Origin of the sequence: Tabrizicola sp., from assembly GCF_022842145.1 — a bacterium.
GTDB lineage: Bacteria > Pseudomonadota > Alphaproteobacteria > Rhodobacterales > Rhodobacteraceae > Tabrizicola.
This window is the reverse complement of sequence record NZ_JALHQD010000005.1, coordinates 15002-31548: the sequence shown is the minus strand read 5'-3', so window position 1 is coordinate 31548 and position 16547 is coordinate 15002. Positions and strand designations below refer to the sequence as shown.

Sequence of the window (16547 nt, the reverse complement as noted above, 5' to 3'; positions counted from 1 at the left end):
GCAAAGGTCGGTCGGCGCCAGATGGTGCCTGGGCATTCCAGAAGCGAAAAGCGCGCCCGCGTCACGCCTCGCTCAGCGCGACCTTCATGTCCTTGACGAGGTAGATCACCTCGCCATCCGCTTCCACGCGCCCGTCGGCGACGCCCATCGTCAGGCGGCGGGTCTGCAGGGCTTTGGTGAAGTCGACAAAGTAGGTGAGCTTCTTGCGGTCGGGACGGACCATGCCGGTCAGTTTCACTTCGCCCACGCCAAGCGCATAGCCGCGCCCCTGCCAGCCGCGCCAGCCGAGGTTGAAGCCGGTCAGCTGCCAGAGGCCGTCAAGGCCAAGGCAACCGGGCATGATCGGGTTGCCGGGGAAGTGGCAGTCGAAGAACCACAGGTCGGGAGTGATGTCGAACTCGGCGACGACATGGCCCTTGCCGTGTTTGCCCCGGTCTTCCGAGATGTCGGTGATCCGGTCCATCATCAGCATCGGTGGGGCGGGAAGCTGGGCATTGCCGGGCCCGAAAAGCTCGCCCCGCGAACAGGCCAGAAGTGCTTCCTTGTCGAAGCTGGTCGGATAGGACGCCATCCCTTGTGTCTCCCCGTGATCCCCTTCACCCTCCGTAGCATTGGGTGGTCAAGGGTGGCAAGCCTCGGGGTGGCAAGTCTGGCAGGGCGAAGAGGTTCCCGGAGATGACGGCATTTCAGCGGTTCATCACCGCAAGTGGTATGACGAACCTGGCGGACGGCATTGCCGTCGTGGCCTGGGGCTGGACAGCATCCCTGCTGACGCGGGACGCGCTGCTGGTGGCGCTGGTGCCGGTGGCGCTGCGTCTGCCCTGGGCGCTTTTGGCGCTGCCGGCGGGGCTGGTCACCGACCGGGTGGACCGGCGGCGACTGATCCTGGGCATGGATGCCGTGCGGGCTTTGGCTTTCCTGTGCGCCGCACTGGCGCTGGGCCTTGCCTTGCCGCTGGCTCCGGCCCCGGACGAGGGGGTGTCGTCGCCCTGGCTCTACACAAGCCTGCTGGTCGCCGCCCTCGTCGTCGGCGGGGCCGAGGTCTTCCGTGACAATGCCGCGCAGACCATGCTGCCCGCGCTGGTGCCTCAGGAAAAGCTGGAGCGGGCGAACGGCCAGCTCTGGAGCGCGGAGCTTTTGACCAACGCGCTGATCGGCCCGGCGCTGGGGGCGTTTCTCATTGGGCTCTGGCTGCCGCTTGCCTTCGGGCTGAACGCGGTGGCTTACGGGCTGGCGATGCTGCTGGTGGCGGGGCTAGCGGGGCAGTTCAAGGCCGTGCGCACTGACGATCGGCGCGGCTGGAAGAGCGAAATCGGCGAAGGATTCGCATTCTTGCGCGGCGTGCCGCTGCTGCAAACCTTGGCCATCACCACCGGATTCTGGAACCTGTTCGGCAATCTCATTCTGGTGGCACTGGTCTTGCACGCGCAAGAGAACCTTGGGCTTTCGGCGCAGGTTTACGGGCTGACCTTGGCCGGCGGTGCATTCGGCGGCATCCTTGGAAGCTTGCTGGGCGACCGGATCGCGGCGCGACTGGGTCCGGTTCGGACGATGCAGGCGATGCTGGCGATTGCGGGGCCAAGCTTCCTGCTGATGGGACTGGCGCCCGGTCCCTGGACCCTGGGTCTGGCCTTTGCGGTGATGGAGTTCTGCAGCTTTGTCTGGAACGTCGTCTCGGTGAGCACCCGCCAACGGTTGATCCCGGACGCATTGCGGGGCCGGGTGAACAGCATCTACCGGCTTCTGGCCTGGGGAATGATGCCTCTGGGACTGGTCCTTTCCGGGGTGGTGGTGTCGCTGGGCGAGTTGGTCACGTCGCGCGGGACGGCGCTGGTGCTGCCATTCTGGGCGGCGGGACTGGGGTCCGTAGTGGTCGCGATACTCGTCTGGAGGGCAATCGCACGCGGATTTGCAGGGATTTCCCGCTGATCTGAACGATTCCGCATTGAAATAGTCGGGTTTGCAGCCCTATATCGGGGAAACAAGGGGCGGGCGAGTGACCAGTACGGATCGCAGTGCAGAATGGCTGAAGATGGGGGGCCTGCGCCCCACGCGGCAGCGGCTTGCACTGGCTGAACTGCTGGTCGGCGACGGGATGAACCGTCATGTCACCGCCGAAAGCCTTTATGCGCTGTCCGCCGATGCGGGCGAGAAGGTCAGCCTGGCCACCGTCTACAACACGCTGCGCGCGTTCTGCGATGCCGGGCTGATGAACGAGGTCGTGGTGGACGGGTCGAAGTCCTATTTCGACACGCGTACCGATGACCATCCGCATTTCTATTGGGAAGACAGCCATTCCCTGACCGACGCGCCGGCCGAAGAGCTGGAGATCGCCCAACTGCCGCAGGTGCCCGCGGGCATGGCGGTCAGCCGCGTCGATGTGGTCATCCGCCTGCGCAAGGCGTGAAAAAGGGCGGGGTTGCCCCCGCCCGCTGGTGCTGAAAACTCAGATCCTCAGTTCGGGACCATCACCGCGTCGATGACGTGGATCACCCCGTTGGACTGGTCGACGTCGCCGATGGTGATGCGCCCGATGTTGCGCGATTCTGAATAGATCATCGCGGTGTCGCCCTTGAAGCGGACCGACAGGGCGTCGCCCGACAGGGTCTTGAGGTTGGCGTAGCCGTCCGCCCCGACCTGGGCGCGCAGGTCGGCCAGTTTCAGGTCTCCGGCGACGACATGGCCGGTCAGGACCTTGGACAGCATGTCCTTGTTTTCCGGCAGCAGGAGGGTGTCCACCGTGCCGGCGGGAAGGGCCGCGAAAGCATCGTTGACGGGCGCGAAGACCGTGAAGGGGCCGGGGCCCATCAGCGCGTCGACCAGTTCGGCGGCCTTGACGGCGGCGACGAGGGTGGTGTGGTCCTTCGAGTTCACCGCATTCTCGACAATGTTCTTCTCTTCGAACATCGGAGCGCCGCCGACATCGGGGTTCGCCGCGAAGGCCGAGGGTGCAAGGGCGGTCAGCGCCGCGGCGCCAAGGATCGACTTCAGGGACATGAAAGCTCCGTTTCTGAAAGCACCAATCGGCCTATCCGACTGGTTACATTCCAAGGAACGGAGGCTTCAGAACGGAAGTTTCGCCGGGTCCATCACGGAAGCGTGAGGATCAGAACCACTGGCCCGGCTCGATCAGGCCAAGGTCCATCAGCTGCCGGCTGTGCCAGTCGAACTTCACCGAATTCGGCCAGCGGAACGTCGGGATCGCGTGGCGCGAACCGGGATTGGTGCGCAGGGCCTTGGCAGTGCGGAAAGAACAGACGGCGGCGGTCAGGTTGTGATGCCACTGGCAGGCATAGGTGTTCATCTCCTGGTCCGACAGCGTGAAGTCGGGCAGAAGCGTCATGCCCGGCTTGGCCTTGAACAGCGAGATGCGGTCGATTCTGCGCTTGCCGAAGGGAATGTGCTCTTCAAAGCGCCAGCGCAGGCCGCCGAAGAAGTCGAGCTGCCGTTCACTTGGTTGCCACGCGTTGGCCGGGTCCTTGCGCGCCAGTGCGTAATAGCCCGAACGGTCCAACCACGCGTCGTCCAGAGCCACGGCATTGGGCGCGCCACTCAGGTCGCCGGCGTACAGGTCGACGACACAGGTCAGCATCGCCTCGCGCCGTTCTTCGGCGTGGAAAGCCAGCATCTCGCCGACCGTCCGGGTCTCGCAGAAGGGGAAGAACAGATATTCGGCGTTGTGGCAGTAGTGCAGCCAGGAGCCGGGCAGGGCGGCAATGGCCTGGTTGACGGCCGCGACCAGCGCCCCTTCGGCGAAAACGTCATGGCGCACGATCTGGACCTGGTTTTCCAGATCCTCGGCGATCCGCACGCCATCGGGGGCAAGCAGCACCACAGTGCGGAAGCCGCACTTGACCTGGTGCGCCAGGGTCGAGTCCAGTTCGACGTCATCCTCGGCCAGGACCAGCGAGACCGGACCTGCGCCAGCGCTGCCCCGCTGGCGATCGAGAAAGCTGGAAAGGCTGGAATGGCGCATGGATTGTCCAGTCGGGGTCGCGCGGCAAATTCGACCATCCTGTGCAGCGATGCAAGCGAGCGTTGAGGCGAGGGCCAAGGTAGGGTAGAAGCCGCGCGTTCCGGAGAATGTCCATGACCGAAGTTAAGAAGCTGTTCGTCAAGACCTACGGCTGCCAGATGAACGTCTATGACAGCGAGCGCATGGCGGAAGCCCTGGGCGCGAAGGGCTATGTCACCACCGACGTGGTGGAAGAGGCGGACATGGTTCTGCTGAACACCTGCCACATCCGGGAAAAGGCCTCCGAGAAGCTTTATTCGGACCTTGGTCGCCTGCGCGGGCTCAAAGCGGCGAAACCGGGACTCAAGGTCGGCGTGGCAGGCTGCGTCGCCCAGGCCGAGGGGGCCGAGATCCTGCGCCGTTCGCCCGTGGTGGACCTTGTGGTCGGCCCGCAGGCCTATCACCGCCTGCCCGCGATGGTCGAGGCGGGGGGCCGCATGGTCGACACCGACTTTCCGGTCGAGGACAAGTTCGGCCAGCTTCCCGAGCGGAAGTCCCTGCGCGGACCGACGGCCTTTCTCACCGTGCAGGAGGGTTGTGACAAGTTCTGCGCCTTCTGCGTCGTCCCCTATACCCGCGGTTCGGAGGTCAGCCGTCCGGTGGCGCGTCTTCTGGATGAGGCGCGGGGGCTTGTCGCGCAAGGGGTGCGCGAGATCACGCTCCTGGGACAGAACGTCAATGCCTACCACGGCGAGGGGCCGGGGGGCGTCTGGGGTCTGGCGCGGCTGCTGCGCGAACTGGCGACGATCGATGGTCTTGCACGGCTGCGGTACACGACCAGCCACCCGAACGATATGGAAGACGACCTGATCGCGGCGCACGGCGATCTGCCCCAGCTGATGCCATATCTGCACCTGCCGGTTCAGTCCGGGTCGGACCGCATCCTGAAGTCGATGAACCGCAAGCACACGGCAGAGCAGTACCTGCGCCTGATCGACCGGATTCGGGCAGCCCGACCGGATATCCTGCTCTCCTCGGACTTCATCGTGGGTTTCCCCGGCGAGACCGACGCCGATCACCAGGCGACGCTGGATCTGATCCGCGCGGTGGGCTTCGGGGCGGCGTTCAGCTTCAAGTATTCCGCCCGCCCCGGCACCCCGGCGGCCGAGAAGGCTCCGGTCGCGGCCGACATCGCCGACGCCCGGTTGCAGGAGCTTCAGACCCTGATCACCGCCCAGCAGCGTGCCGCGCAGGACGCGATGGTGGGCCGCGAGGTGCAGGTCCTGTACGAAAAGCCGGGCCGCCGCGACGGGCAGATGGTGGGGAAGTCCGACCACCAGCACGCGGTCCACGTGCTGCACCCCGAAGGACAGGTTGGCCAGTTGATGCGGGTAAGGATCACCGGCTCGGTGACCAATTCGCTGGCGGGCGAACTGCTGTCGACGACGCTTTGACTGTTGCACAATGGCCGGTCTGCGGAAAATCTGCTCATTTGGCTGGGGATAACCCTGTCAGGGACCAGGATTTCCTTCTCGTGAACGGAATTCTTCTGCTTTATTGCGCCCAACAAGACCGATGACTCGGCGGGGTGTGTAAGGGAGTGGCTGCTTTGCTTTTTCTGGGGGACGTGGTTCGGCATGGGCTGGTTGCAGCCGTTGCCGGGGCCTGTATCGGGGCCGGGTCGATGGCTTTCGCACAGGAACCGGTGATCAGCGGAAAGATCGACTGGGGGCTTTGGGTCGACGCCGACGGCTGCCAGCACTGGTGGGCGGATGGCGGAACCGAAGGGTATATGGTGCCCCGGCGGAACCCCGACACAGGCAAGCCGGTGTGCACGAGGCAGACAAGCTGCCTGACCGAAAGCGCAGATGCGTTCTTCGCGACCGCCAGTGCCACTCTGACCGCAGAGGGCCGGGCCAGGCTGGAGGACTACTTCCGCAACACCGAAGCCTATTCCTACAGCGTCATCGGCCACACCGACAGCCGCGGTTCGGACGCAGATAACCAGCGTTTGTCCGAAGCCCGGGCGCAGGCGGTGGCGGCGGTGGCCCAATCGGTGGGAGCCGTGGTCGAAAGCACGACCGGCTACGGCGAAAGCCAGCCTGCGGCCACGAACGCGACGGCGGATGGCATGGCGCAGAACCGCCGCGTCGAAGTTCTCTGCAAGAAAGGTTGACCAGATGGCGCTTGCAGTGAACACCCCGACGACCCTTGGCAAGTCCAGGCGGCTTGCGCTTTTGCCGGTGCTGGCCTTTGGCCTTTCGGCCTGTGCCAGCGGAGAATTCTTCGAAGATGTCCAGCGCTATGGCGGACCGGATTCGGTGATCGCCAAGGCGTCGGATTCCGGCACCGACGACGATCCGGGGCTGGTCGACGGCGAAGCCGCGATTGCCTATGATCCCGACGGCTGTCAGGTCTGGATAATCGACGACGGCGTGGAAGGCTATTCCTCGCCCCGCTCTGATCCCAGGACCGGCCTGCCGATTTGCGACGGCAAGTACCCGCCGGGAACCGTGCTTGGGCCTTACGAGACATCGACCGCGCCGGGCCCCGACTACGTGCCGAGATAACCGCGTCGCGCGGGTCGTCCGCGCTTCAGGAATGCCATTGAAAGCCCCGGTCCTGCACCGGGGCTTGTCATTTGCGCGTTTCCTTGCCGGCTATCCTGAAAAATGCAGGAAGTGACGCAACAAATTGTGTCCGTCGGTGGTTTTGCTTGCCAGATGACGTGTCCGGCTGCAAACTTTCCTTGTGGCCCTTGATAGAAGGAGCGCCCTTTGGGCATCAGCGCGCTGACCCCCCCGTCCGCCGAGGATATCGTCGAAACCGTCCTCGAATTCCCCGACAACCGATTGCTGATCGATCTTTGCGGCGAGTTTGACCGCAACCTCGCGCAGATCGAACACCAGATGGGGGTGCATATCCTTCGGCGTGGCAACCGCCTTGCGGTGATCGGCGACAAATCGGCGCGGGAACAGGCGGCTGCGGTGCTGCGCTCGCTTTATGCCCGGCTTGAGGCGGGCCGTGGGGTCGCGGCGGGAGACATCGACGGCGCGATGCGCATGGGGCGCCCCGCGGATGCCGAAAGCGCCGAGCAGATCGAGCTTTTCTCGACCGGGATGGAACTGCGGACCCGCAAGAAGCCGATCGAGCCCCGCACCGAGGCGCAGAAGGCCTATGTCGCGAATCTGTTCCAGCACGAGATGGGCTTCGGCATCGGGCCGGCGGGCACGGGCAAGACCTACCTCGCCGTCGCGGTCGGGGTGACGATGTTCATCTCGGGCGCGGTCGAGAAGATCATCCTGTCGCGCCCCGCTGTCGAGGCGGGCGAAAGGCTTGGCTTCCTGCCCGGAGACGCCAAGGAGAAGGTCGATCCCTACATGCAGCCGCTTTACGACGCGCTGAACGACTTCCTGCCGGCAAAGCAGGTCGAAAAGTTGATGCAGGAAAAGCGGATCGAGATCGCACCCCTGGCCTTCATGCGCGGCCGCACCCTGTCCAATGCCTTCATCGTGCTGGACGAGGCGCAGAACGCCACGACGATGCAGATGAAGATGTTCCTGACCCGCCTTGGGGAAGGGAGCCGGATGGTCATCACCGGCGACCGGACCCAGGTCGACCTGCCGCGCGGCACGGCCTCGGGGCTGGCGGATGCCGAACGCATCCTGAAGGGCGTGCGAGGCGTCAGCTTCAACTACTTCACCTCGAAGGACGTGGTGCGTCACCCGCTGGTTGGCCGGATCATCGAGGCCTACGAGGCGGACGAGGCCACCTGACGGCGGGTTTCAAGCGGAGCGCTGGCGAGCAAGTCCCTTGTCTCGTCGGCGCGCTTGCGCGCTTCTCCTCGGCGTTGGGGGCATTCTGCCCCCAAACCCCCTGAGGATATTTGCGCAAATATGAAAGGCTGGCCTGTGCTTGCGTCAGCCGGGAACGGCAGCTATGGGCGCGGGCATGGATCTGGTCGAGACGGTAATCGAGGACGAGCGGTGGGAGGCTTTCGGGCTGGCCCCGCTGTCGGAACGCGCAGGCCGCGCTGTGCTGGCCGGTCTGGAACTTCCGGTCGCCGGTCTCTCGATCAGTGTGATGGGGTGCGATGATGCCCGGATCGCGGTTTTGAACGCCGATTTCCGCGGCAAGCCCACCCCGACCAACGTGCTCAGCTGGCCCGCGGAGGAGCGAGGAGCAGAGTTAGTGGGCGAGGTGCCCGAACTACCGGAACCCGGCGCGCCGGATGACCCCGAATCCCTGGGGGATATTGCCATCGCTTTCGACACCTGCGCCCGGGAAGCCGAGGAGCAGGGCAAGCCGATGCCCGACCACGTGACGCATCTTATCGTGCACGGCGTGCTGCATCTGCTGGGTTATGACCACGTCGAGGAGGAAGATGCGGCGCTGATGGAGGGGCTGGAAGTGCGGATACTTGCCAGCCTTGGGCTTTCTGACCCATATTAGGGGTCGCACCCGCGTAACGGGTGGTTTTCTGGACAAAGGACCGATGGGCAGTAGCACCGACGGGTCTCCCGCAGCGCAGAGCGCGCTGGACGGGACGACCGATGAACCCGCCTCTGATCAAGGCCAGCGTGGCTTTTTCGGACGGCTTCTTTCCGCCTTCAGCCCCGCTTCCGAATCGTCAGCCTCCGAAGCTGCGTCAGGATCGGGCCCGGCTCCGCAAGGACTGCATGCCTTGCGCAGGATGCGGGTGGATGACGTGGCGATCCCCAAGGCCGAGATCGTGGCGGTGCCGCTGGACATCGGCAAGGACGACCTCGTCGAGGTCTTCCGGGAGCACGGGTTCAGCCGCGTCCCGGTCTACAAGGGCACGCTGGACCATCCGCAGGGGTTGGTGCTGCTGAAAGACCTGGCATTGCAGCATGGGTTCGGGGCCACGGGCCGGTTCAGCCTGAAGCGCCTGTTGCGTCCGATCCTGTATGCGCCGCCCTCCATGCCCACGGGCGTCCTGCTGCAGAAGATGCAGAAGGAACGGGTGCACATGGCGCTGGTGATCGACGAATACGGCGGGGTCGACGGGCTGGTGACGATCGAGGACCTCATCGAGACGGTGATCGGTCAGATCGATGACGAGCATGACGAGGACGAGGGCGCGCTCTGGAAAGAGGAAAAGCCCGGCGTGATCCTGGCGCAGTCCACCGCGCCGCTGGAAGAGATCGAGGCCGCGCTGGGGATCCCGCTGCGCATGGCCGAGGAAGACGAAGAGATCGACACGCTGGGCGGCCTTGTCTTCCTGCGCTCGGGCCGGGTTCCGGCGCGGGGCGAGGTGATCGAGCACGAAAGCGGCGTCCAGTTCGAAATCGTCGATGCCGATCCGCGCCGGATAAAGCGGCTGCGGGTCCGGGTGCCTGTTCCGGGCGCCGCGTGATGCATGGTTGAGGCCTGGCTGTCGGGAAAGCGCCGCGCCGCGCTGGCCTTCGGGCTGGGTGCGGTTGCCGCTTTGGGCCAGGCTCCGCCGGGGTTCTGGTGGGCGACGCTGGCGGGGCTTGCGGGGCTGGTCTGGCTCCTGGACCGGGTGCGCGACCGGCGGGGGGCTTTCCTGACCGGGCTTTGGGCCGGGACGGGATACTTCGCCCTTGCGCTGAACTGGATCGTCGAGCCCTTCCTGATCGATATCGCGCGCCACGGCTGGATGGCGCCCTTCGCTCTGGTGCTGCTTTCCGCGGGACTTGCGCTGTTCTGGGCGCTCGCGGCGCTCATGTCGCGGCTGGCACGACGGCCCGCCTTGGCCTTCGTCGTGGCTTTCGTTGCGCTGGAATGGCTGCGGGGGGTTGTCTTCACGGGCTTTCCCTGGGCGATGCTGGGCCATGTCTGGATCGGCACACCGCTGGACCAGCTTGCCGCGCTGGGAGGTCCGTCCCTTCTCAGCCTGCTGACCCTGACGGTCGCAGTGCTTCCGGTGGTCTGGCGCTGGCGGGGTGCGCTTGGCGCGGCTGCGGTGCTGGGCTGCGCCCTGGCTTGGGGGCTCTGGCGTCTTGCGCAGACGATGCCCGCAGCCGGGGATCTGACGCTTCGCCTCGTCCAGCCAAATGCCGAGCAATCGGTGAAATGGGACGCCGCGCGCGCGCAGGAATTCTTCGACCGGCTGATCGCGCTGACCGCGAAAGACGGCCCCGCCGATCTGACGATCTGGCCCGAGACGGCTGTGCCCTACATGCTGGAATACAGCCCCGAGGTCGCGGACATGGTGGTTGCGGCGTCGGGTGGCCGTCCGGTCGCCCTGGGTATCCAGCGCGAGGAGGCCGGGCGCTTCTACAACAGCCTGCGGGTCCTGGAAGGCGATGGCGGCGAGACCGCGCGCTACGACAAGGCGCATCTGGTCCCCTTTGGTGAATACATCCCGTTCGGCGATCTTGCCTATGACTGGTTCGGACTGCGCGCCTTTGCGGCGCAGGCGGGCAACACCTACACCGCCGGACCGGGACCGCGGGTCCTGGACTTGGGCCGCTTCGGCAAGGTGCTGCCGCTGATCTGCTACGAAGCCATCTTCCCGCGCGACGTGAACGCCATGCCGGACCGGGCCGACTGGATCCTGCAGATCACCAACGACGCCTGGTTCGGCGTCTGGACCGGTCCGTTCCAGCATTTCGACCAGGCGCGGCTGCGGGCCATCGAACAGGGCCTGCCGCTGATCCGGGTGGCGAACACCGGCGTCACGGCGGTGGTCGATGCCAGGGGCCGGGTGGTGGACCAGTTGCCCTTCGGTGTCATGGACGCTCTGGACACCCGCATCCCCGGTGCCTTGCCGCCCACGCCCTATGCCCGTTGGGGCGACGGGCCGCTGGCGCTGTTGCTGGCCGGTCTCGCCGGGCTTGCGATGATCGGGCGGCGGCGGCCTTCCCATTGACGCCCCGCCCACCGGCGTCTAAGGCGCTTCCTGAACTGCCACAACGGCTTCCTGGCGTGGCGGGGATCACCCAACGGAGCACTTCCCAATGAGCCGCAAAGATTACGTCTTCACGTCCGAGTCCGTCTCGGAGGGCCACCCCGACAAGGTCTGCGACCGCATCTCGGATGCCGTCCTGGATGCCTTCTTGAGGGAGGAGCCCAACGCCCGCGTCGCCTGCGAGACCTTCGCCACCACCAACCGTGTCGTCGTCGGGGGTGAGGTCGGCCTCTCCTCCAAGGAGGCGACCAAGGCGATGATGGGCCGGATCGACGGCATCGTCCGCGACTGCGTGCGCGACATCGGCTATGAGCAGAAGAAGTTCCACTGGGAAAAGATCAAGGTTCACAACTACATCCACGAACAGTCCGCGCACATCGCGCAGGGCGTCGACAAGGATGGGGCCGGTGACCAGGGCATCATGTTCGGCTATGCCACGCTGGAGACGGCGGAATACATGCCCGCGCCCATCCAGTACGCCCATGCGATCCTGCGCCGCCTGGCCGAAGTGCGCAAATCGGGCGCCGAGCCGACGCTTGGCCCGGATGCGAAAAGCCAGCTGACGCTGCGCTATGCCGATGGGAAACCCGTGGAGGTGACCTCGATCGTTCTTTCGACGCAGCACACGTCCAAGCGCCAGACCTCGAAGGTCATCCGCAAGATCGTGGAGCCCTACATCCGCGAGGTCCTGCCCGAGGGCTGGATCACCCGGAAGACCGAATGGCACGTGAACCCGACGGGGACCTTCGTGATCGGCGGGCCGGACGGCGACGCGGGCCTGACGGGCCGCAAGATCATCGTCGACACCTACGGTGGTGCTGCCCCGCATGGTGGCGGCGCTTTCAGTGGCAAGGACCCGACCAAGGTCGACCGTTCCGCCGCCTACGCCGCGCGCTATCTGGCGAAGAACGTGGTGGCCGCCGGTCTGGCAGAGCGTTGCACGCTGCAGGTCAGCTACGCGATCGGCGTGGCCAAGCCGCTGTCGATCTACGTCGACACCCACGGCACCGGCCAGGTGGAAGCCAGCCGGATCGAGAAGGCCGTGGCCGAAGTCATGGACCTGACGCCCCGGGGGATCCGCACGCATCTGGACCTGAACCGCCCGATCTACGCCCGCACCTCGGCCTACGGCCACTTCGGCCGCCCGCCGGAAGCCGATGGCGGCTTCTCGTGGGAGCGGACGGATCTCGTCGAGGCCCTGAAGAAGGCCGTTTGATCAATGTTGCGCCGCCCTGACCCGGGCGGCGCAAGCCTTTAGGCGGGTGCCATGTATTTCTGGGCAATCTCGCCAGCACGTTTCTGCGCCGCAGTGAACTCGGCCGAAGAGAAGGCCTGAACGGTCTTCAGGCCAGAGACCGCCCCCGACGCCCCTGCAACGATCAACGCGGCCAGCATGTCTTGCAGATTGTCGGTCTCGGTGATCATCATGAAGTCGCAATCCCCGGTGGTCAGGTAGAAGGAGTGGAGTTTTCCCCCCGCTGCCGCAACCAGTGCGGACGTTGCAGCTTCGCGGTCTGATGGCTTGGCCAGAAGACCCTTCATTGCCGCAGCGGTATAGCTTCCAGTGACGATGTAACGTGCCATTGGTTAACCTCCCTAGCACAGCTGCATGGCCCGATGCCCTGCAGGCTGGTACCAGCACGGACGGTATCACGATTGCGCCGCATTGTATTGTCGGATGTGAATATCATCCGGCGGCCTGGGTCTGAACCGTGCTCAGCACGGTCGGCTTGACCCTTGCGCCCCGCTCTGCTTGAAGGCCCGGGAACACCAGCGGGGCCTTTGCATGACCGATACCGGCGACCGCCGCAACTTCTATGGCCGGATCCGCGGCAAGACCCTGCGCGCCAGCCAGAAGGACTATCTGGCCGAGGACCTTGGTCCCCTGACCCTGCGGGGCGTCACCCGCGAGGAGAACCCGTCACGATCGCCGCTGGACCTTGGCTTCGTGCAGGGGCCCTTGTGGCTTGAAGTCGGCTTCGGCGGGGGCGAGCATCTGGTCCATATGGCCTCGCTGAACGCCGGCGTCACGATCCTTGGGGCCGAGCCTTTCGTGAACGGCATCGCCATGCTGCTGGGCAAGATCCGGGGCGCAGGGGTGACGAACCTCTGGCTTCACCCCGGCGACGTGCGCGACCTGTTCGACGTGCTGCCCGACGGCTGCCTGAGCAAGGTCTTCCTGAACTATCCCGACCCCTGGCCCAAGGCGCGCCACCACCGCCGCCGCTTCGTGACGCCAGAGTATCTGCTCCCTCTGGCCCGCAAGATGGCCCGAGGGGCCGAGTTCCGCGTGGCGACCGACATCCCCGATTACGTCCGCCAGACGCTGGAGGAGGTGCCGCCCGCCGGGTTCGAACTGGTCGCGCAAACCGGCGAGGGCGCGGCATGGGAGGATTGGCTCTCCACCCGCTACGAGCAGAAGGCCCTGCGCGAAGGGCGGCAGCCGCATTACCTGACCTTCCGTCGGAGCTAGTACGAAACTTAGAAAACTCCGGACCGATTTTCTGTGAAGAAATCGGGGTCGCGCGGGGCTTTCGGTTGCGGTATCAGGCTTTCCGAACCTCAGGGGAGACGATGATGTCCGGCCACGGCGAAGCGCAACCGATGAAATCCCGCAAGTCGGGGCCCCTGAAGGGCGTGGCAGCTGTACCCGGCGACAAGTCTATCTCGCACCGCTCGTTGATCTTCGGCGCGATGGCAGTGGGAGAGACGAAGATCTCGGGCCTTCTTGAAGGCCAGGACGTGCTGGACACCGCCAAGGCGATGCGGGCCTTCGGCGCGACGGTCACGCGGCATGGCGAGGGGGCTTGGACGGTCAACGGCGTCGGCGTCGGTGGTTTCCAGGAACCGGCGGACGTGCTGGACGTCGGCAACTCCGGCACCGGGGCGCGGCTGATCATGGGGACGATGGCGACGACGCCGATCACGGCAACCTTCACCGGGGATGCGTCCCTGCGCAAGCGCCCGATGGGCCGGGTGACCGACCCGCTCTCGCTGTTTGGGACCCGCGCCTACGGCCGCCAGGGCGGACGGTTGCCGATGACCATCGTGGGCGCCGCGAACCCGGTTCCCGTGCGCTATGCGCTGCCTGTCGCCTCGGCCCAGGTGAAGTCGGCGGTTCTGCTGGCGGGCCTCAACGCCCCCGGCGAGACCGTGGTCATCGAGAAAGAGCCGACTCGGGACCATTCGGAACGGATGCTGGTCGGTTTTGGTGCGAAGCTGTCGGTGGAAAAGACCGGGGAAGGCCATGTCATCACCCTGACGGGCCAACCGGAGCTCCGGCCCCAGACCGTCGCGGTGCCGCGCGATCCGTCTTCGGCCGCCTTCCCGGTCTGTGCGGCGCTGATCGTCGAGGGTTCGGACATCATAGTGCCGGGTGTCAGCCAGAACCTGACCCGGAACGGACTGTACCTCACGCTGGTCGAGATGGGTGCCGAAATCGAGTTTCAGAACCCCCGCGAAGAGGGAGGCGAGCCGGTGGCCGACCTGCGCGTCCGCTTCAGCGGCAGCATGAAGGGGATCGAAGTGCCGCCGGAACGCGCGCCCTCGATGATCGACGAATACCCTGTGCTGTCGGTGGTCGCCTCCTTCGCCGCTGGCAAGACCGTCATGCGGGGCGTGAAGGAACTGCGGGTCAAGGAAAGCGACCGGATCGATGCGATGGCACGCGGGCTGGAAGCCTGCGGTGTGCGCGTCGAGGAGGACGAGGACACGCTGATCGTCCACGGCATGGGACCCGGTGGCGTCCCGGGGGGCGCCACCTGTGCGACCCATATCGACCACCGCATTGCGATGAGCTTCCTCGTCTGCGGACTGGCGGCGAAAGCGCCTGTGGCGGTGGACGATGGCTCGCCGATCCAGACTTCTTTCCCGATCTTCGAAGACCTGATGCGCCGCCTTGGGGCCGAGATCGAGCGGGGCTGACCTCGGCCCTTATGTTAGAGCCTCCTGCTTAGAAGACGTCGAGCAGGTAGAGGATGATGATGATGGGGATCGGGATGCCGATCAGCCAGGCAAGTGCGCCTTTCATGGGGGTTCTCCTGATGGTTGATTGCCGGAACAACGCAGGCTCCGGCGGGCCGGTTCCCTGCAGGCAGTTCACAGTCGAAAGTCTGGAAGTCGAACCCTTCCAGTGGCTTGCCCGCAGGCGGTAGACCGGCGTCAGGTTTGCCAGCGTAGCCTCGACATGGATACGGGCGCGCCTTTCCAAGCGCGCCCGTCCGGTTTCTCGCCCCTGTCGGGCCGCGCTACACGCGTCCCATCAGGACCAGAATCAGCAGGATCACCAAGAGAACCCCGACCACGCCCGACGGGCCATAGCCCCAGCCGCTGGAATACCCCCAGTTCGGCAGCGCGCCGATAAGGAGGAGAACGAGGATGACGAGAAGAATGGTGCCGAGAGACATGGGTTTCGCCTTTCGCATGGAGGCCGGAAGGGACTCCGGTCGGCGGAAGAACGCTCAGGGGTCGGAGGTGGTTCCGGCGGGCGGCCGCCTTGTCGTGCCATGCCGTTCCCGACGCCGGGCTCCGGCTGCACTGTAGCTATCTCTACCCAGCTACAAACCACCCCACGACCACTGCGGGACTGCAGTCAGCAAGGCCAGCGACCCTCTGCCAGGGCGGCGATGGCGGACGTGATCCGGCCAAAGCTCTCCGCCGCGCGGGGAACGGAATGCCGCGCGCGAAGGTAGCCGTGGACGAGACCCTGCTCGACCACCCACTGCGCGCGGCCTCCCGCCTCGGCGACCTTGGTCGCATAGGCTTGGGCGTCGTCCGCGAGGGGGTCACATTCGGCGGCGATGGCAAGGGTTGGCGGCAGGCCGGTGAAGTCGGTGTCCTGCAGCGGGCTGACCGTGGGGTCACCTGCGGGCGCGGGGCCGGCGTGACGGATGTCCTTGTAGAAGAGGACGTCGTCGCGGGTCAGCATCGGGGCATTGGCGTGGGTAAGGTAGCTGCCCTGGTTCAGGTCCCCGCCGAGCCCCGGGTAGATCAGAACCTGGCCGCGGATCGGCAGGCTCTCCCTCCGCAGCGCGTGGCAGGCGGCGGCGGCGAGGTTGGCTCCGGCGCTGTCTCCGACGAGGACCAGGGGGCCTTTCGCGGCAAGGGTGCGGGCGACTGAGCAGGCGTCGTCGAAGGCGGCGGGGTGGAGGTGTTCCGGCGAGAGCCGGTAGTCGGCCGATACGACGGTCAGGCCGGTGGCCCCCCGGATGTCGGCGCAGACCCCGTCGTGGGAGTGGAGGCCGCCCACCACGTAGCCTCCGCCGTGGAGGTAGAGGACGGTGGGCCGCGCCCCCGGATAGATGCGGCAGGGGACGCCGGCGATGGGTTGGTCGTGGGATGTCACTCCGGGCGGGTAGGGGGTGTCGAAGGCGGCGCACATCCGGTCGTAGATCGCCCGCTGCTCGGCGATGGAGAGGGTGGCGGTGTCGGGGGGGTAGGAGGCGTTCGTCCGCTCGATGAAGGCCCAGGTGGGGGCGTCGATGAGGGTCTGGTAGTCGGGCTGGGTCATGGGGTCCCCCTTTCCCGGGGAGTGTAGGGGTGGGGGTGGGGGAGGGGAAGAGCCTCCGCCTGCCCACGCGTGGGCAGGGGAGCGGGGTGAGGGATTTCAAGGGGTTGGCTGTGGGCGTTAGGGTGGTGTTAAGGATTGGGGGGTGCGTGTTCTCAAGTATGATTGGAATTGGTCAGGAGCTTGGGTGC

Annotated in this window: 19 protein-coding genes and 1 riboswitch; of the genes, 12 read left to right on the top strand and 7 right to left on the bottom strand. The window is 65.9% G+C overall.

The genetic code is table 11. The features are described from left to right. Nucleotides 1-61 precede the first annotated feature (61 nt). On the bottom strand, nt 62-571 hold the full coding sequence (fabA, locus tag Q0C42_RS13005) for a bifunctional 3-hydroxydecanoyl-ACP dehydratase/trans-2-decenoyl-ACP isomerase (RefSeq protein ID WP_295076438.1): 510 nt from the start codon (nt 569-571) through the stop codon (nt 62-64). Nucleotides 572-675: 104 nt separating this feature from the next. Here fabA and Q0C42_RS13000 point away from each other — a divergent pair, with 104 nt between their 5' ends. Continuing rightward, entirely contained in the window at nt 676-1929 is a 1254-nt protein-coding gene (locus Q0C42_RS13000; RefSeq protein ID WP_295076434.1) for an MFS transporter, read from the top strand. 67 nt (nt 1930-1996) lie between these two features. Further along, complete coding sequence (gene irrA / locus Q0C42_RS12995) at nt 1997-2407, top strand: iron response transcriptional regulator IrrA (protein ID WP_367115737.1); 411 nt, start codon at nt 1997-1999, stop codon at nt 2405-2407. A gap of 47 nt (nt 2408-2454) precedes the next feature. Here irrA and Q0C42_RS12990 read toward each other — a convergent pair whose 3' ends face one another. Beyond that, a complete protein-coding gene (locus Q0C42_RS12990) occupies nt 2455-2997 on the bottom strand; it encodes a fasciclin domain-containing protein (protein WP_295076433.1) in 543 nt (180 codons plus the stop codon). Nucleotides 2998-3106: 109 nt separating this feature from the next. Then, nucleotides 3107-3976: a hypothetical protein gene (locus Q0C42_RS12985; RefSeq protein WP_295076430.1), complete on the bottom strand. Its 870-nt coding sequence runs from the start codon at nt 3974-3976 to the stop codon at nt 3107-3109. A 113-nt stretch (nt 3977-4089) separates the two neighbouring features. Here Q0C42_RS12985 and miaB point away from each other — a divergent pair, with 113 nt between their 5' ends. From miaB to metK, 8 genes are all read left to right on the top strand, one after another. Next, complete coding sequence (miaB, locus tag Q0C42_RS12980) at nt 4090-5409, top strand: tRNA (N6-isopentenyl adenosine(37)-C2)-methylthiotransferase MiaB (protein WP_295076427.1); 1320 nt, start codon at nt 4090-4092, stop codon at nt 5407-5409. Nucleotides 5410-5555: 146 nt separating this feature from the next. Further along, nucleotides 5556-6131, top strand: a complete 576-nt coding sequence (locus tag Q0C42_RS12975; protein WP_295076424.1) for an OmpA family protein — start codon at nt 5556-5558, stop codon at nt 6129-6131. A gap of 4 nt (nt 6132-6135) precedes the next feature. Beyond that, nucleotides 6136-6525: a hypothetical protein gene (locus Q0C42_RS12970; protein ID WP_295076421.1), complete on the top strand. Its 390-nt coding sequence runs from the start codon at nt 6136-6138 to the stop codon at nt 6523-6525. Between the two features lie 207 nt (nt 6526-6732). Further along, nucleotides 6733-7731 carry a PhoH family protein gene (locus tag Q0C42_RS12965; protein WP_295076418.1) on the top strand — a complete coding sequence of 333 codons (999 nt, stop codon included), beginning with the start codon at nt 6733-6735 and terminating at the stop codon, nt 7729-7731. Between the two features lie 175 nt (nt 7732-7906). Continuing rightward, a complete protein-coding gene (ybeY, locus tag Q0C42_RS12960) occupies nt 7907-8407 on the top strand; it encodes an rRNA maturation RNase YbeY (protein WP_295076415.1) in 501 nt (166 codons plus the stop codon). Between the two features lie 43 nt (nt 8408-8450). Then, nucleotides 8451-9332 (top strand): hemolysin family protein, encoded by an 882-nt coding sequence (locus Q0C42_RS12955; protein ID WP_295076412.1) that lies wholly within the window; start codon nt 8451-8453, stop codon nt 9330-9332. Nucleotides 9333-9335: 3 nt separating this feature from the next. After that, nucleotides 9336-10811 (top strand): apolipoprotein N-acyltransferase, encoded by a 1476-nt coding sequence (gene lnt / locus Q0C42_RS12950; RefSeq protein WP_295076410.1) that lies wholly within the window; start codon nt 9336-9338, stop codon nt 10809-10811. A gap of 32 nt (nt 10812-10843) precedes the next feature. Beyond that, a riboswitch (SAM-SAH riboswitch) is annotated at nt 10844-10892 on the top strand. Between the two features lie 7 nt (nt 10893-10899). Continuing rightward, nucleotides 10900-12066, top strand: coding sequence for a methionine adenosyltransferase (metK, locus tag Q0C42_RS12945; RefSeq protein WP_295076407.1), 1167 nt, complete (start codon nt 10900-10902; stop codon nt 12064-12066). Between the two features lie 38 nt (nt 12067-12104). Here metK and Q0C42_RS12940 read toward each other — a convergent pair whose 3' ends face one another. After that, a complete protein-coding gene (locus tag Q0C42_RS12940) occupies nt 12105-12434 on the bottom strand; it encodes a GYD domain-containing protein (RefSeq protein WP_295076404.1) in 330 nt (109 codons plus the stop codon). Between the two features lie 202 nt (nt 12435-12636). Between Q0C42_RS12940 and Q0C42_RS12935 the strand changes: the two genes are divergently transcribed. Together Q0C42_RS12935 and aroA are read left to right on the top strand one after the other, a co-directional pair. Then, nucleotides 12637-13323 (top strand): tRNA (guanosine(46)-N(7))-methyltransferase TrmB, encoded by a 687-nt coding sequence (locus Q0C42_RS12935; RefSeq protein WP_295076401.1) that lies wholly within the window; start codon nt 12637-12639, stop codon nt 13321-13323. A 104-nt stretch (nt 13324-13427) separates the two neighbouring features. After that, complete coding sequence (gene aroA / locus Q0C42_RS12930; RefSeq protein WP_295076399.1) at nt 13428-14774, top strand: 3-phosphoshikimate 1-carboxyvinyltransferase; 1347 nt, start codon at nt 13428-13430, stop codon at nt 14772-14774. Between the two features lie 28 nt (nt 14775-14802). Here the strand turns inward: aroA and Q0C42_RS12925 are convergent, their stop codons facing one another. The 3 genes from Q0C42_RS12925 to Q0C42_RS12915 all read right to left on the bottom strand — a co-directional run bounded on the left by Q0C42_RS12925 (nt 14803) and on the right by Q0C42_RS12915 (nt 16359). Continuing rightward, nucleotides 14803-15060 carry a hypothetical protein gene (locus Q0C42_RS12925; protein ID WP_295076396.1) on the bottom strand — a complete coding sequence of 86 codons (258 nt, stop codon included), beginning with the start codon at nt 15058-15060 and terminating at the stop codon, nt 14803-14805. A 37-nt stretch (nt 15061-15097) separates the two neighbouring features. Next, a complete protein-coding gene (locus Q0C42_RS12920) occupies nt 15098-15256 on the bottom strand; it encodes a DUF3309 family protein (RefSeq protein WP_295076392.1) in 159 nt (52 codons plus the stop codon). Between the two features lie 185 nt (nt 15257-15441). Beyond that, the gene (locus tag Q0C42_RS12915) at nt 15442-16359 is read right to left on the bottom strand and encodes an alpha/beta hydrolase (RefSeq protein ID WP_295076389.1); all 918 of its coding nucleotides are present in this window, start codon (nt 16357-16359) and stop codon (nt 15442-15444) included. Nucleotides 16360-16547 lie beyond the last annotated feature (188 nt).